The sequence below is a fragment of the Paenibacillus sp. DCT19 genome (assembly GCF_003268635.1).
Classification (GTDB): domain Bacteria; phylum Bacillota; class Bacilli; order Paenibacillales; family Paenibacillaceae; genus Paenibacillus.
Genome location: NZ_CP029639.1, coordinates 1,804,242 through 1,818,613 on the forward strand (window position 1 = coordinate 1,804,242; position 14,372 = coordinate 1,818,613).

Annotated in this window: 11 protein-coding genes; 7 read left to right on the forward strand and 4 right to left on the reverse strand. The window is 42.7% G+C overall.

Annotated elements, in window-relative coordinates; all coding sequences use genetic code 11:
• Window positions 1-47 precede the first annotated feature (47 nt).
• A complete protein-coding gene (locus DMB88_RS08015; protein WP_128100929.1) occupies window positions 48-1,952 on the forward strand; it encodes a hypothetical protein in 1,905 nt (634 codons plus the stop codon).
• Between the two features lie 307 nt (window positions 1,953-2,259).
• Here the strand turns inward: DMB88_RS08015 and DMB88_RS08020 are convergent, their stop codons facing one another.
• The 3 genes from DMB88_RS08020 to DMB88_RS08030 form a co-directional block, all read right to left on the reverse strand.
• Complete coding sequence (locus DMB88_RS08020) at window positions 2,260-3,942, reverse strand: type 2 periplasmic-binding domain-containing protein (RefSeq protein ID WP_128100930.1); 1,683 nt, start codon at window positions 3,940-3,942, stop codon at window positions 2,260-2,262.
• A 328-nt stretch (window positions 3,943-4,270) separates the two neighbouring features.
• Complete coding sequence (locus DMB88_RS08025) at window positions 4,271-5,878, reverse strand: response regulator transcription factor (protein WP_128100931.1); 1,608 nt, start codon at window positions 5,876-5,878, stop codon at window positions 4,271-4,273.
• A 288-nt stretch (window positions 5,879-6,166) separates the two neighbouring features.
• Entirely contained in the window at window positions 6,167-7,972 is a 1,806-nt protein-coding gene (locus tag DMB88_RS08030) for a cache domain-containing sensor histidine kinase (protein WP_128100932.1), read from the reverse strand.
• 480 nt (window positions 7,973-8,452) lie between these two features.
• Between DMB88_RS08030 and DMB88_RS08035 the strand changes: the two genes are divergently transcribed.
• From DMB88_RS08035 to DMB88_RS08055, 5 genes are all read left to right on the forward strand, one after another.
• A complete protein-coding gene (locus DMB88_RS08035; protein ID WP_174715334.1) occupies window positions 8,453-9,310 on the forward strand; it encodes an ABC transporter permease in 858 nt (285 codons plus the stop codon).
• A 15-nt stretch (window positions 9,311-9,325) separates the two neighbouring features.
• Entirely contained in the window at window positions 9,326-10,198 is an 873-nt protein-coding gene (locus tag DMB88_RS08040) for a carbohydrate ABC transporter permease (RefSeq protein WP_128100933.1), read from the forward strand.
• Between the two features lie 205 nt (window positions 10,199-10,403).
• Window positions 10,404-11,294: a hypothetical protein gene (locus tag DMB88_RS08045; protein WP_128100934.1), complete on the forward strand. Its 891-nt coding sequence runs from the start codon at window positions 10,404-10,406 to the stop codon at window positions 11,292-11,294.
• A 140-nt stretch (window positions 11,295-11,434) separates the two neighbouring features.
• Entirely contained in the window at window positions 11,435-11,911 is a 477-nt protein-coding gene (locus DMB88_RS08050) for a GNAT family N-acetyltransferase (RefSeq protein ID WP_128100935.1), read from the forward strand.
• A gap of 266 nt (window positions 11,912-12,177) precedes the next feature.
• Window positions 12,178-12,831 carry a FusB/FusC family EF-G-binding protein gene (locus DMB88_RS08055; protein WP_128100936.1) on the forward strand — a complete coding sequence of 218 codons (654 nt, stop codon included), beginning with the start codon at window positions 12,178-12,180 and terminating at the stop codon, window positions 12,829-12,831.
• A 69-nt stretch (window positions 12,832-12,900) separates the two neighbouring features.
• Here DMB88_RS08055 and DMB88_RS08060 read toward each other — a convergent pair whose 3' ends face one another.
• On the reverse strand, window positions 12,901-13,488 hold the full coding sequence (locus DMB88_RS08060) for an NAD(P)H oxidoreductase (protein WP_128100937.1): 588 nt from the start codon (window positions 13,486-13,488) through the stop codon (window positions 12,901-12,903).
• A 246-nt stretch (window positions 13,489-13,734) separates the two neighbouring features.
• Between DMB88_RS08060 and DMB88_RS08065 the strand changes: the two genes are divergently transcribed.
• Complete coding sequence (locus tag DMB88_RS08065; RefSeq protein WP_056699048.1) at window positions 13,735-14,124, forward strand: winged helix-turn-helix transcriptional regulator; 390 nt, start codon at window positions 13,735-13,737, stop codon at window positions 14,122-14,124.
• Window positions 14,125-14,372: the final 248 nt, after the last annotated feature.

Consider the following 14,372-nt stretch of genomic DNA (forward strand, 5'->3'; position numbering starts at 1 on the left):
TCTGAACAGTTATATTAATCGGAGGTGCCTTTTTGAGGATCTATGATATGGTTGAAGTGGAAAAACTAAAATCAAATTTTAATAAGTTACAAAAAAAGTCCTGCCACGATGCTTTAGAATTCATAAAAGAAAGATATCAAAAAGAGGGATTTTATTTTCATAGATTGTTCTTACACTCTGGTCTTATTTACGCATTGGAACCATCTGAGATCAAATCGATTATTTCTGTAATAGTCATAGAAAATGAAAGGGATAAAAAAATCAAGAAAGATTTATATTTTTTAAATTACCTTCTTTTAAGAAAGAAAGCTTATGAAGAGAATATAACTCAATTGATAAATTTAACTGAAGAAAGCATTAGTATAGAATCAATTTTCAATTACTTAGAATTTTTAAAATATCGTATTTATGTTCATTATGAGCCGTTGAGTGGGACTTTCCGAAGTGAAGATGAGGTTGAAGCTCACTTCGAACATATTCTTAGTTGCTCTAATGAGATAGTTGAACTAATTCGTACAAATAAGGTTTCTCCAGTATCCTCAGATAACAGTAAATGTTCAGAAGAAACTCTAAGAGAATTGTTTAGACTGATTTCTCGAAAAAAGGCTACTCAAGAAAAAATTCTTTCAATACTATTGGAAATTACAGAAGTTAATATTGTTGAAAATTTTGACTACTATGATAATAGGATTGAAAAAGCATATCTAACGGAATATTACATACCATTTTGGAGAGAATTTGAGATTTACAGAGATTTAAATTGTTCGCTATTTTCTCAAAAAAATCAAGATGAAGAAGAATTATTTTTGTTAAAAGCTGGTGGTTCACTAAGGGTGTTTAACTCTGAATTAATTTACTTTGATAACTATAACCAAATAGATTTTAATGCTGAAGTTAATCTCTACCAAGCATATAAATATCTAGAACCAATGTATGGGACTAAAAACAATGAATTCGACTATAAGGGCAAGGTTTTTAAAATAAATGATCTTCTTGAAAGCTATAAAAATTTACTTAAAGTGAATTTTACACTCTTAGAACAAGCAGATGAAACGCAACAATGCAAAATTCTTGTCTTAGAAGAAGAATCTATGCTTGAGTTATCCCATATAAAGCATCCAGAGTTACTTCATCTATTATCAGTAAATTTAGATGATTTAGGCGAACCTGCGACACTTGTTAACTATAAGCCATTAATTCGAAAAGAAGAGAGCTATTACATCGTACCTTCTCATATTGAGAATACAACGATAGAGAGATGTATTGATAAAATACTTTCAAGTGTTGATATAGTGAACATTAAGACTAAAAAAGGAATATTTTTTGAAAACCAAATAGAACAATTTTTTGAAAGAATGAATTTGGAGTTTGTTAAGGTTTCTAGAGATGAAAAGAATGGAATACCAGAAATTGACGGATTGTTTATTTTAGATGATTACTTATTTATCTTTGAGGCAAAAGCAATGATTAAACCAGAAAGTATCATTGAAGCTAGCGATTGTTTTGAATCAAAGGTATATAAAAAAGCTTTTACACAAATTGTGGAGCGACTTAACGTTTTTAATGATCCCGAAAAAAGGAGACTTATAGAGATTAAAACGAAACTTAGCTTCAAGGGAAAAAAAATCGCACCATTTATATTAATGAATCATTTTTATTTCAATGGATATCAAGGTTTATATTTTATGCAAGGAGATGAAACAAGGCACGTACCTATAATTGACTTTCTTACACTGAAAAGTTTAATAATGACGAAGAGTTTTCCATCATGGAAGTACAATAAGAAGCGAAATGCATACAAACCTCACATCAAAAAATACCATTCTGCAGAACAACTTTATTACTACATGTTAAATCAATTAAATGAACTAGTTTCAAGCGAAGAAACTATATATCAATTGGATGAAAATTTCATTCTTTCTCCTATTGCTACGTCGGTTAGAATACTCTAGAGCTAGACAAAAACATATTTTTATAGGTGAGAAAAATGAATTCATTTTCTTTTGGTGCAGAGTCTTCAACAGAAAGATGTTTAGAAAATATGGATAGAATATTTATGGGATTGGAGAAGAAAAATATTAGAGTTCATCCTTCTTGTCGTTTTTCTATTTTCAGAAAAAAATTTCGAGGAATTCTATAGCATAGTGATTGTGAGTGCTGGGTTAACTAGACATAGAAAACAAGCCGAAGCGATGGCAATGCATGCTTCGGCTTGTTTTTTTAATACTTTATTTTGTCGCTCGTTACTTCCCCAAATCCTTACTTCCCACTTACCGACTTGAACCAATCATTCACTTCTTGCGTGATCTGATCTCCACCGTTAGATTTCCAGTTAGCGACGAATTGGTCAAAGGCATCCACTGGCAGTTTGCCGTAGATGATCTTATTGAACGTTTCCATCTCGGACTGGCGGAGCAGGTTCCATTTGGAGACCATGGTTGGTGTGGCTGCGCCGGTGAAGTAGTTTTGTTTGCGAATGTCGATCTGAGACATGACGACTTTGGCAGCGGCCCAGTTTTCGGGTTTGCGGAACTCAGCCATTTGTTTCTCGTAAGGTGTTTCGGGCTTTTCGCCATCAGCCAGCTTCACGAGAGTTTTCATGTAGAGATCTGGAATACGTGCTGGACCAGTCAGGAACGGGAATTCGTTGGAGAAGTCTTTGATTTTCTCCTTGTCACTGGTCGGTTGACCGTCGATAATATCCCAGTCGTACCCTTTGGCGAAGCCGTATTCGTAATCACTGCCTGCAGCCGGGTTAGCCAGGTTATCGAGCAGGTAGTTATAGTACAGGAAAATCGCTTCTGGATGCTTGGCATCCTTATTGATCATGATACTGGCGTTCACACCAGAGTTCTGCCACTTCGTACCGATCTTGCCTTCTGGGCCAGCCGGAATAGGATAGGCTTTGTATTTGGCACCAGGTACGTTCTTCAGCAGATCAGGTGCAGGCCAGTCAGGTACCCAGTTCGCGCCAGGCAGAATGCCAGCGGTGCCAGCAGTCCAGCTTTCAGCGGATTTACCTTCGTCCCACAGTGCGGAGTCGGCGTGGATGTACCCTTTGTTCATCCATTCATTTAGCTTGGCAAGAGCTTGCTTGGCACCTGGATTAATGGAGCCGTATTCGAGATTACCATCGGCGTCCTTATTCCATTGTTCCTGGATTGTGCCGTATGCACCGAATAACCAGTCGAGCGAGCCCATCCAGGTATTCGTGTTATTTTTCAGCGAGATCGCCAGTGGGAATACTTTGTCCGGAGACAGCCCATCCGGGTTCTCGTTCTTGAATTTGTCCATGATATTTTCAAGGTCTGCGATGGTTTTCGGAGCTTCTAGATTCAGCTTCTCCATCCAGTCCTCTCTGAGCCAGAGCAGGGTATCGTCGTTATCCGTGTACTCCATGATTGGCATGTTGTATTTTTTGCCGTCTTTGGTAAACGGGTACCACAGCTCAGGATGCGCTGCTGCGTGATCTTTCAGTGTTTGGTTCGCGTACTTGTCGAACAACTCATCAATGGCGATGAATTGACCGGAGTCGATCAGCTGATTCGTCAGAACAGCGTTGGTTGGTACGGTTACGAAATCAGGCAGTTTCTCACCAGACGCAATCGCGAGTTGCAGCTTCTGTCTGTACTGATCGTCATTGGCCGGATACCATGTATCCTTATGCTTCATACCCAGCGTTTCGAGCATCCAACGATCGTGCACATTGTTTTCTTTTGTATCGCCTTGCACGTATTTCTTCGGCATCAACACCGAACTGAACTCGATAGGTGGGTCGTATTTTCCATTTGCAAAAGCAGCTTCTGCTTCAGCCGAACCGACGATTGCCGGCGTATTATCGTCAGTACCATTTTCACTCGCAGTCTCACCACTGCCGCACGCAGTGATCGTGATGAGTGCGATAACCATGAGCAGTGACCACCATGTTTTGAATTTGATCATTGTTCAATCCCCTACGATGTATGATCTTTACTAATGCATGTTCAAAAAGGACGTTTTTCAGTACCGAGAAGATGGGATGAAGCTAGAAATGGAGTAGCGGAGCGTAGATAGAGCTACGTGAGCAACTACAATGTTTCCAAAGGAAACATACTTCGTAAGCCTCCCGCTTATTTCGGCTGAATTCCATATTCGATGCTGAGGATGCGTGAGGCATCCTTCGTAATCAAAAGCGGACTTTTTGAACAACCTCTACAAGTGTAACTGTACCAATTTGGGTGGGAGGGCATCTATATGAGTTTGTTAGTTTTGATAGGACTCTATTATGTTATTAATGCTGGTCTCTATACTCCTGCGGCGTAACGCCGAACTGACGCTTGAATACTTTGATAAAATAAGCCGGGTCCATATAGCCAATCTCCATGCTGATTTCATATACTTTTTTGCTGGTTGTCACCAGCTTGTGACACGCTCGATCCATACGTAGGCGCGAGATATATTCACTAATGCCTTCGCCTGTTTCAATCTTATATATCTTGGATAGGTGAGTCGGATGCAGATTGACATGATCGGCCAAGGCACGCAAAGACACATCCAAATGCAGGTTCTTATCGGTATAATCCTGAATTTTCTTCACGTACTCGGAGCGAACATCTTTGATCTCGTTGGACGTGCCTTCTTTGAGTTTGCCAAGCACGCTAAGTGACCATTTCCGCAGTTTTCCAATCGTGGAGAAGGCTTCTCCGCTCTGAAGAAACTCGATATCGCTGCCCATTAAATTTGCCAGTGTGAGCTTGTTACGGTGTGCGAGATTAGTGAATGAAGCCGTAATGAGAAAACCAGCCTCCATGCAGTGTTCCCACGATTCCGACCATTTCTCATCTAGTTCTGTGCAGACAGCGAGAATTTTCTCTTCCGCAGCATCCCATTGCCCACTCTCTAGCAGTTGTACTAACGTAGGCGGGGTATACAGTACGTCCAGCGGTCCTTGCGCTGTGGGGGATTCCACGTCGCTGACCCGCATCACGAATTCGCGCTCGTCTCCAACGATCTGCCGAAAATAGGCTGAGGCTTGACGAAAACGGGGATAGAGCTGATCCGGGAAAGCAAACCATTCAGTCATAACGATAGAGAGGGAGCCCTTGAGGAACTGCTTGACCTTGGATTGAAGCTGAATCGATAGCTTCTCCAAAATGGTTTCTTTGCCAATATCGCCTTTGCGCTCCTTTAGTTGCAGTAAGAACACCAGATAGCCATGCTCTTCTTTGACACCCCATACCTCCATAAACTCACCCATAATCTCCTCCGCCATATTGATGATGGCATATTCGATCAGTGTCTGATCATGGCTGTCATATTGACCGAATTCCTCTTCCAAACGCACCAGCATGAGCGCAGCATCCCCCGCATGGAAAGGTAAACCATAGTTAGCAAGCTTACGATCCCATTCACTAGCTGAGTAGCGATGTCCCTGCAAAGCCTCCAACAGTAGTCGTCCCCGCAAATGAGGCAGATTCTCCCGTAACGTAAACTGAGTTCGCGTAAGTGAGCTTACAAGCTCCCATTCATTATTGAGTTGGTCGATTGCCTTCTGCACGGCACCCATTAATTCATCATCTGTAGGCGGTTTGAGTAAATAATCTACGGCCTCATACTGGATAGCTTTTTTGGCATATTCAAATTCGGAGTACCCGGATAAAAGAATGCATTTTATTTTTTTGTCACGGACTCGAATCCGTTCAATCAGTTGAATTCCCGTCATTTCAGGCATTTGAATGTCTGAGATCACGATATCAATCGGGTGTGTATCAATCATTTGTAAAGCTTCATGCGCCGAATAGGCTTTATGCACCTGTTCGATCCCCAGCGTATGCCAGGGCTTGGTCATGGATAGATTATCTACCCAGTGTGCTTCGTCGTCTACGATGATCATCTGCATGATGTTAGTCTCCTTGGGTGGTATTTAAGTCTTGAGGTTAAAATTAAGGGATAGATGAATTGAACAAGGGCGCTACGGATTCAAAGGTTCTTTCGATCGCTGTTATCCCCAGATTTTATTAAATCTTTTCTAAAGGTGAAATCCGGGGATAAAGGCGAACGCTTCGCTTCTACAGAATCCCTTTAATCCTTCGCTTTGGTTCACATAAAGTTTAAGCCTTTATTTTAAAGAAAGACTTTTATAAAGGTGAATTAGTATTAATTTAAGGGCGAAGCATAACCTCTTATGTTAGTTTCGGTTTCCTCGCTCGGGCTCTGTATCTTCCTTCGAGATCTCCCAGACGATCTCGGTTCGGAATCCGCCAAGTGGGGATGGGCCGAATCGGAGGTAGGATTGGGTACCGAATAGGTGCATGATGCGCTGGTTGGTATTCCAGAGACCACAGCCCATTTCCTCTTGCAAAGGCTCCTGCATTTTCATGTTCAGTGCTTCGTACTGTTCTGGGCTTAGGCCAGGGCCGTCGTCATCGATATATATTTTGCCTATTCCGTCCTCGCTCTCGCCAGTTATTCGAATTTCCCCGGAAGAATAGGACTTCGCCACGCCGTGAATGACGGAATTCTCGACCATCGGTTGCAGCATTAATCGCGGCACAGACTGCTGGAGCATGTTCTCCGGAATGTCAATGTGATACTCAATGCGACCGTTGCGCAGCTTCTGAATATCCAGATAGTTGATAAGCAGCTTGATCTCTTCCTGAAGGGAAGATGTCTCTCGTTCCATTCGGGTCGTATAGCGGTAATACGCACTTAGGTTATGCGCCATGGACACGACGGCTTGCTCGTCCTTCATCTGAGCCATATTAATGATATAACCAAGACAGTTATATAGAAAATGCGGATTAATCTGCGCCTGCAACTGCTTCAGTGTAGCTTCTCTGGCTCTAATTTTCTCATGAAATACATTCTCGATCAGATCTTGAATCTGATGGGACATGTCGTTGAACCGACGGAACAGGAACGAGAACTCGTTCTGCTTGTTACTATGCAAACGCACGGAATAGTCTCCTTGCTCTACACGGCGTAAGCCTTTGATCAGTTTTTTGATCGGATATTGCACGTTCCGGTAGAGCAGGATCGACGCCGAGATGCCCACCACCAGTAACAAAATCATACAAGCATAGAATAGATTCCGACTGAGTGAGATCGGCTGAAGAATCTGATAGAGCGGGATGACATCAACCAGATGCCAGTCCAGATACGTGGATTTCACGGAGCTAACCAAGTACTTTTTCCCACCCAGCTCAACGACATCCTGCGTTGTATCTTCTGAAGAGTGTGTATCCAGATAACGAATGAGTTCTTGGGATAACTGCTCATCGGCACTACGATTCAGAATGGGGGCGTCACCCTTGTGATAAAAGAATGGATCGCCTTGCCCGCCAGCTTTATACGTATCCAGCATATTTTGAATGTTCTCATAACTGAAACTGGCTTCAATGACGAGGTTGCTTCCAGTGAGCGTCCCCGGTTGAGCCAACGAATCGGTAAAGAACCAGTAGAAGGATTGCAGCCCTTCTTGAGTTGCTGTCCCTTGATCCCCATAGGTCCATTGTCCGCTCATATTTTTCTTCAAATAATCCTCATCATACCCGGATGAACGGTTGTAGTTGGCGATAACATCCTGATTCTGTTGGGAATACACGGCATAGCGAGTGGGCCATATATCTGTAACGCCGGATTGCAGCGTCATCTTTTCCTGTATGACATAACGGGTCTGCATCTGGTCATACCGATCGTCCCACATGTTCAATCCATTGAAAGCTCGCACATTCGGATCGCGTGAGAGAATCAGGCTGAAATCCATCATCTGATTAATGCGCGAATCGATCTGGCTGGACAGGAACGTCAGCTGCTTCGTGTTCGAAATCTGCAACTCATTACTGACCACGTCATAGGTGACGCTATTCGAGTAGGTGTACATGATGAGAATGGGGATGAATAACACCACAATTAACAAATTTATTTTGGCAAACAGGCTAAAGCGTGATCTCGCCTTGGCTGGAAATAATATTAAGCGCTTCCATGTATGCATGAAAATTCTCCTTTACCTTCACTTTCAGACTACATAGGCTGAACTAAACATTCACACGGAAACGGAGAGGACAGAAAGAACCTGGAGAAGCGGAGCGGTCGCTTGAAAGCTTTCTGAAGGAAAGCTACATCGGAAGCATAGGCTATCCTTGGATTTCCCCATTAAAAATGGGAATCAAAAAAAATCTGGGGGTAACAGCGATCGGAAGGTTGTTCTGTCATCGGAGTGATCGTGTGATATAAGTTTAGATCAAACTAACAAAACCCTATCGAGCCTAACAATGTTATATAGTCAGACCTCAGAATGGCTTGATACTATTTATATCAGAGAACCCCATCACACACAAAAACTTTTTTTGGGAACAGGAGAAGCGCTATGGAGGCTAAATTGGAGGGTAAACGAGTCCCGCAGGCCAGTCTTGGAAACAAGCTGGAGCATAAGAGAAAAAAACGTTACAAACAGCCGTGGATTCTACACTTCATGGTGTTGCCTGCGGCCATTATGGTCTTTATTTTTTCATATATTCCGATGTCGGGCATTCTGATGGCATTTCAAGATTACAAACCTGCATTAGGTTTTTTTAATTCGGAATGGGTGGGTCTGAAGCATTTCAGGTACATGTGGGAAAATGATTACTTCCTGCAAATTACGTGGAACACACTGTTTTTTGCCTGCTCCAAAATTGTCATGAACCTGATCATTCCATTTGTCTTCGCCTTATTGCTCAATGAGGTGCGGAAGATGGCGCTCAAAAGAACAATCCAGACCCTCGTGTATCTGCCACACTTCTTGTCCTGGGTAACACTGTCCGGTATTTTGATCGACATTCTGGCGCAAACGGGCATCGTCAATCAGTTCCTGGTCTCGGTGTTTGGCATCAAGCCAATCTTCTTCCTCGGGGACGGTAACTGGTTCCGGTTCACGGTCATTGCGAGTGATGTCTGGAAAGAGTTCGGCTTCAACACAATCATCTTCCTTGCAGCCTTATCCGGCATCAATCCATCACTCTATGAAGCAGCAGAAGTGGATGGAGCAGGGCGCTGGAAGCAAACGATCTATATTACCATCCCGGCACTCATTCCAATTGGAATTGTGATCGCAACACTGGCACTGGGTAATGTACTCAACGCCAACTTCGACCAGATCTTTAACTTATACAGTCCATTGATCTATCAGCAAGCGGATATCATTGATACGTTTGTGTATCGGGAAGGTCTGTTAAGTGGGCAGTTCAGCTTCGCTACCGCGGTGAATCTGTTCAAATCGGTCATCAGTCTGATCCTGATCGTAATCTCTTACCGACTGGCTTACCGTTTCGCCGGATACCGAATTTTCTAGAAAGGATGACGAGCCATGTATCATAAAACGCTGCCCTATCGCATATTCAGCATCTTCAACAATGTGTTCCTGACCATCCTTTCGCTGCTCTGTCTGCTGCCGCTCTATCACTTGCTGATGGTATCGCTCAGCGCGTCTGCACCTGCTAATGCCGGATTAGTCACGTTCTGGCCGATTGGATTCACGCTCGAAGCGTATGCCAAGACATTTGATAATTCCAACTTCCTGTCCTCGTTGTGGGTATCCGTAGAACGGACGGTACTGGGTACCGGGCTTGCGCTCATCGTCAATACGCTTGCGGCGTATGCGCTGTCCAAGGAGACACGGGTGTTCCGTGCACGTAACATCTATCTGTGGTATTTCGTAGTTACCATGCTGTTCAGCGGAGGACTCATTCCGGGGTATATCCTTATTCTAAAGCTGGGACTGATGAATACGCTGTGGGCGCTGATTCTGCCAGGTCTTGTGGCGGTGTTCAACATCATTCTGCTACTGAATTTCTTCCGCACGGTGCCGAAGGATCTGGAAGAGGCAGCGTTTATTGATGGCGCAGGACACTTTCAGACCTTTATCAAAATCTATCTACCCGTCTCCGTACCTGTTATCGCCACCGTGTCTCTGTTCATGATGGTTGGGCATTGGAACGCATATTTTGACGGGATCATCTATATCCGTGATTCGGAAAAGCTGCCACTCGCGACGTTTATGCAGACGATCATCGTGCAGGCAGACATGACCAAGCTTGATCCCGAAGCGATTGCGAACCTGTCGCAGCGGACAATCCGGGCTTCACAGATATTTATCAGCGCATTGCCGATTCTGCTCGTATATCCGTTCCTGCAACGGTATTTTGTGACCGGGATTGTGGTTGGGGCTGTGAAGGAGTAAGGTGTACGGTTGTATGTAGTAAGGCAATAAGAGGATCGGAAAAAGAGAGCTACTGAACTGGGGAAGGCCAGGGAGGTAGCTTCTTTTTTGATTAAATATTTCGTTTGAATTATGAATAATTGAATCCTTATATTTTTCTATTTCAATAGTATAATAATGGAAATATACGTTGGTTCATCATTCGTAGATAAGGAGAACAAATACAATGATCATAATGGTTGAGCCATCCGCTGAACGGATTGGGCGTTGGATCGACGCCTATGTTCCTAATAAAGATCTATTTTTTCTCAGGGAAGAGCATCTCATTAAACTAGAAATGCACCTTAACGATGTGTTAATTTTTCCGAGCAAAGAATTCTTTCGTCATTCCTCATATAATCAGATACAGCTTGTTAATAGCTTTGAATATTGGAAGATAGACAAAGAAATAAAATATGTACTTGTCGCTGACCCGAATTGGTTGTGTTCTCTCTCAAGTGAAATGCAGAAATGGATCAACCATATTCAGCTTACAGTACATCGTGGTTTGATCTTACCGATCTCGTTGCTCTCTACTCCGTATACATTTCCTGAGGAATATCTGGTGAAGGATCATGAAGAAGAATATGTCGTTCTACACAGTAAACTATGGAGTAAGCTTCCCTATGAAGTGAAGGTGGATCTGCTCAAAGGATATGCTAAGAAGTGGGATGACTGGAACGGTTATGCGCTGGATGACTCTATTCCTCTTCACTTGCAAAGATATGCCAATACATTCCCAGCTGAAGGAGGAGGGAATTGTTTAGCTGCAACATTGTTCGCTGTATCTCAGCAAGAATGGATTCTGAATGAATGGGTACATCCAGAGACATTTGCAGAAGGACTTAAGAGAGCCAATTATGTCATGAGAGATACAGAGGAGCTTCGTACGGGTGATGTTGTTGTATGGATGGATGCTAACGATATCGTTCAACATGCCTCGTATCATATGGGACAAGATCTGTTCTTTAATAAGGATGGTCAGACTTTTTTTAACCCTTGGAAAGTAATTGATTGGAAGGCACTCAAGCTGGAATGGGCGAGTTACACCTATAAGGTGTATCGGAAAGAAATTTAACATAAAGAAACGCAGCCCGATGCTAATAAATTGTATGTTATACATATCGTTTGTCGCTGACACAAACCATTACACTGAACTGAAGCTGTCATATAGAAGTTTTAAAATTTGGTAGACGATGTTTAAAAGGGGCTGTACGAATGTCAGAGTATACTATTAGGTTCATTCAAATCACAGATGTTCATGATATTTATATATTAAATCAGCATTTTAATTCTCAGTTTGTAAATTTCGGTGTTGAACAGGTTAAGCAAAAAATCGAAACCATTCTTGAACATACCAGAGATGTGGTCTGGGTTTATGAGCAGAATAATGAAGTTCTTGGATATATCCACGGTAGCCCGTATCAACTGTTATTCTCAGAGCCGTTGGTCAATGTACTGGGGTTTGTTGTTAAAGAAGGATATCGAAATCAGGGAATCGGGGGACGTTTAATTCAACATTTGGAATCATGGGCTCAGGATGAGGGTTATTATGGGATTAAACTGTTGTCACACCCTAGTAGAAAGAATGCACATGCCTTTTATGAGAAACGAGGATACCAGTTTACCAAAGATCAGAAGAATTTTATCAAGGTGTTGATTGGAGTAAAAGTAGGAACATACCTTTTGAACTAAGAACCCATTGCCCCCACATTCTCAACTCTGTTATAATGCCGGTATATCTACTGCATTGGGGGTTATACCGTGGCAATATTGGCTGTGCCGGATTGCTCGTTCGCTAGAAAGGCCTTACGCAAAGCCTGAATAGGGGCGGACTTTGTGTAGGGCGCGACGAGAATGAAATCGATCGCCCTGTGAGTACGTGAGTACCATCAACATGTGTCATCCCGCTGGCTTTGCACCTTATTGGAATGATCAATAACTATAAGGGGCTGAACGCCATGCAAACACCATTTATTCATAATCATCAATTTAATTATATTCAGAAGCAAGCCGATTTCCTGATCAAAACGCTACGCTCTGTCGTGGATCCTAAAGTATTGGAGACCGTGCGTTATACGGTTGGCACAAATGTCATTGAAGTCTTTGATGAGCTGACATCAGAATTGACATCGGAACAGAAGAATCTACTGGAGCCGTTATCCACGTATAATACGCCGCATGACGTGCAATTGTATCTGAACGAGCTGGAAGCATATCTGATTCCGTTTCCGCAAATATCGGCGAAGCAGATTCAGAAGTTGTTTCCTAAGGCGAAAAAGCTCAAATTGCCTGATCTCGAATCCGTCGATTATGCACACACGACCTATCTGAGATGGATCGACATTGCAACGAACCGTTTGTTCATCGTGTACCCTCATGAAGGCAAATTCTTCGGTATAGAGGGACGGATCACGGCTACCAACAAGAAGGGATACTGTATGTTCTGTCATCGCCATCAGGAACTCGGATTCTTCAACGTCAAGACCAAGAAGCATTCACCAGATCACTTTAGTGCCATTGGCCAGTATGTATGCATGGGTAACGATGCTTGTAACCATAGCATTAGTGATATAACGATGCTGGAGAAGTTTCTTTTCTCGGCAGTAAAATAAGGTAGTTACACAGCAAAAAGGTCGCTCTTCGGAGTGACCTTTTTTCGCTACATTGATGCGTTATGATCCTTACTGCGCTGGAATATCCTTAGCATAATCCAATCCTAGCTGATACGCGTAGTTAAGCAACTGCTCATAATGCTCTGGTGCAGCATCCAACGTCTCGTACAGGAATTCAACCTTAGAGCGAGATACGCCGCAGTAATCGGCAATACCGACGTTGAGCAGATTTTGAATGGACTCATCATAATTACGCTTTTGCATCTGTTGTTCTGTCACGCCTGAAAGGGCAATCCATAATATTTGCTGATGATGAAGCTTATTTGCGCCGTAGGCAAATCCGTTATTAAATACACGATCAATATAACCCTTCAGCATAGCTGGCAGATGCCACCACCAGAGGGGAAACACAAAAGCCACAGCATCATGCTTTTTCAACCGCTCCATTTCTGTTTGGATTTCAGGAGAGAATTCTTGAACTTCTTGAGTAAGGTTTGGTTCATCTCCTTCGAGGAGGAGAGGGTCGAAGCCAATGCCATGTAAATCCAATATCTCCGCACTGTGACCAGCCTCAGTTAGACCTTGTACAAAACGATCAGTAACCTGAAAAGTCAGGGAATTCTTCCTCGAATGCGACACAACAACTAATACGTTCATACGTATAGTTCACTACCTTTCTCGATCACGATTAATAGCCATACCCTATTGCCAATGCTATTATAGACAAGGAATGAAATCGTTGGGAAGAACGCACTTTGAAGTTCTATAGGAAGAAATAAGTTCTATAGGAACATGAAAGTACCCTAGTTAACTGCAATTAACATTCAATACACAATAGTAGTACGCAAGAAACAAGAGGTTATGTTTTCGCCTAGCAATAGCTTGAATCAGGAGGGAAGAACATTGACAGAGGATGGACATACGAGTGCTCCCAAGAAATACAAAGTAGGCGTGGAAGCTGCCTTGGAAGTCATGGGTGGGAAGTGGAAACCTTTAATTATCTACCATTTGACGACAGGGCGGAAACGTACATCGGAGCTGCGAAGGTTAATCCCCGAAATCACGCAGAAGATGCTGACAACACAGCTTAGAGGTCTGGAAAAGGATGAGATTGTGCAGCGAAAGGTATATTCGGAGATTCCGCCTAAAGTGGAGTATGAGTTAACGGACTATGGCTGGGGACTTAAGCCTGCCCTAGATCTATTATGTTACTGGGGTGAGGAGCACCTGGACAAAGTTTATGGAGATAAGTCCAAGGTGTTAGAGGAGTTCGACTCTTCAGAGAAGCGTTGACCCTGTAGCGAGGGAATAGGAGAAGGGCTCTATTGCACGGCAAAATAACCTTTTACATATGTTATACAAAATGGAAAAGGCGTACAGCAATAAGGTTTTGCTTGAAGGTTGAACCTTTTTCCGGTTCTCCTTATAATCCATTAGCTTTGGCAAAATTTCGGTTGACACCGTTTTCATGAAATGATACATTAAGGCTATAATTTGAAATGGGTGTTACTGATTAGATCAGGCATTACCATGTTGAAAAT

Bases quoted from the DNA above. Each gene is read 5' to 3' on its own strand.
- DMB88_RS08025 (WP_128100931.1), bottom strand. From the start codon at position 5,878: ATGCAGATGATCATCGTAGACGACGAAGCACACTGGGTAGATAATCTA.
- DMB88_RS08055 (WP_128100936.1), top strand. From the start codon at position 12,178: ATGCAAACACCATTTATTCATAATCATCAATTTAATTATATTCAGAAG.
- DMB88_RS08030 (WP_128100932.1), bottom strand. From the start codon at position 7,972: ATGCATACATGGAAGCGCTTAATATTATTTCCAGCCAAGGCGAGATCA.
- DMB88_RS08060 (WP_128100937.1), bottom strand. From the start codon at position 13,488: ATGAACGTATTAGTTGTTGTGTCGCATTCGAGGAAGAATTCCCTGACT.
- DMB88_RS08050 (WP_128100935.1), top strand. From the start codon at position 11,435: ATGTCAGAGTATACTATTAGGTTCATTCAAATCACAGATGTTCATGAT.
- DMB88_RS08040 (WP_128100933.1), top strand. From the start codon at position 9,326: ATGTATCATAAAACGCTGCCCTATCGCATATTCAGCATCTTCAACAAT.
- DMB88_RS08035 (WP_174715334.1), top strand. From the start codon at position 8,453: ATGGTGTTGCCTGCGGCCATTATGGTCTTTATTTTTTCATATATTCCG.
- DMB88_RS08020 (WP_128100930.1), bottom strand. From the start codon at position 3,942: ATGATCAAATTCAAAACATGGTGGTCACTGCTCATGGTTATCGCACTC.
- DMB88_RS08015 (WP_128100929.1), top strand. From the start codon at position 48: ATGGTTGAAGTGGAAAAACTAAAATCAAATTTTAATAAGTTACAAAAA.
- DMB88_RS08045 (WP_128100934.1), top strand. From the start codon at position 10,404: ATGATCATAATGGTTGAGCCATCCGCTGAACGGATTGGGCGTTGGATC.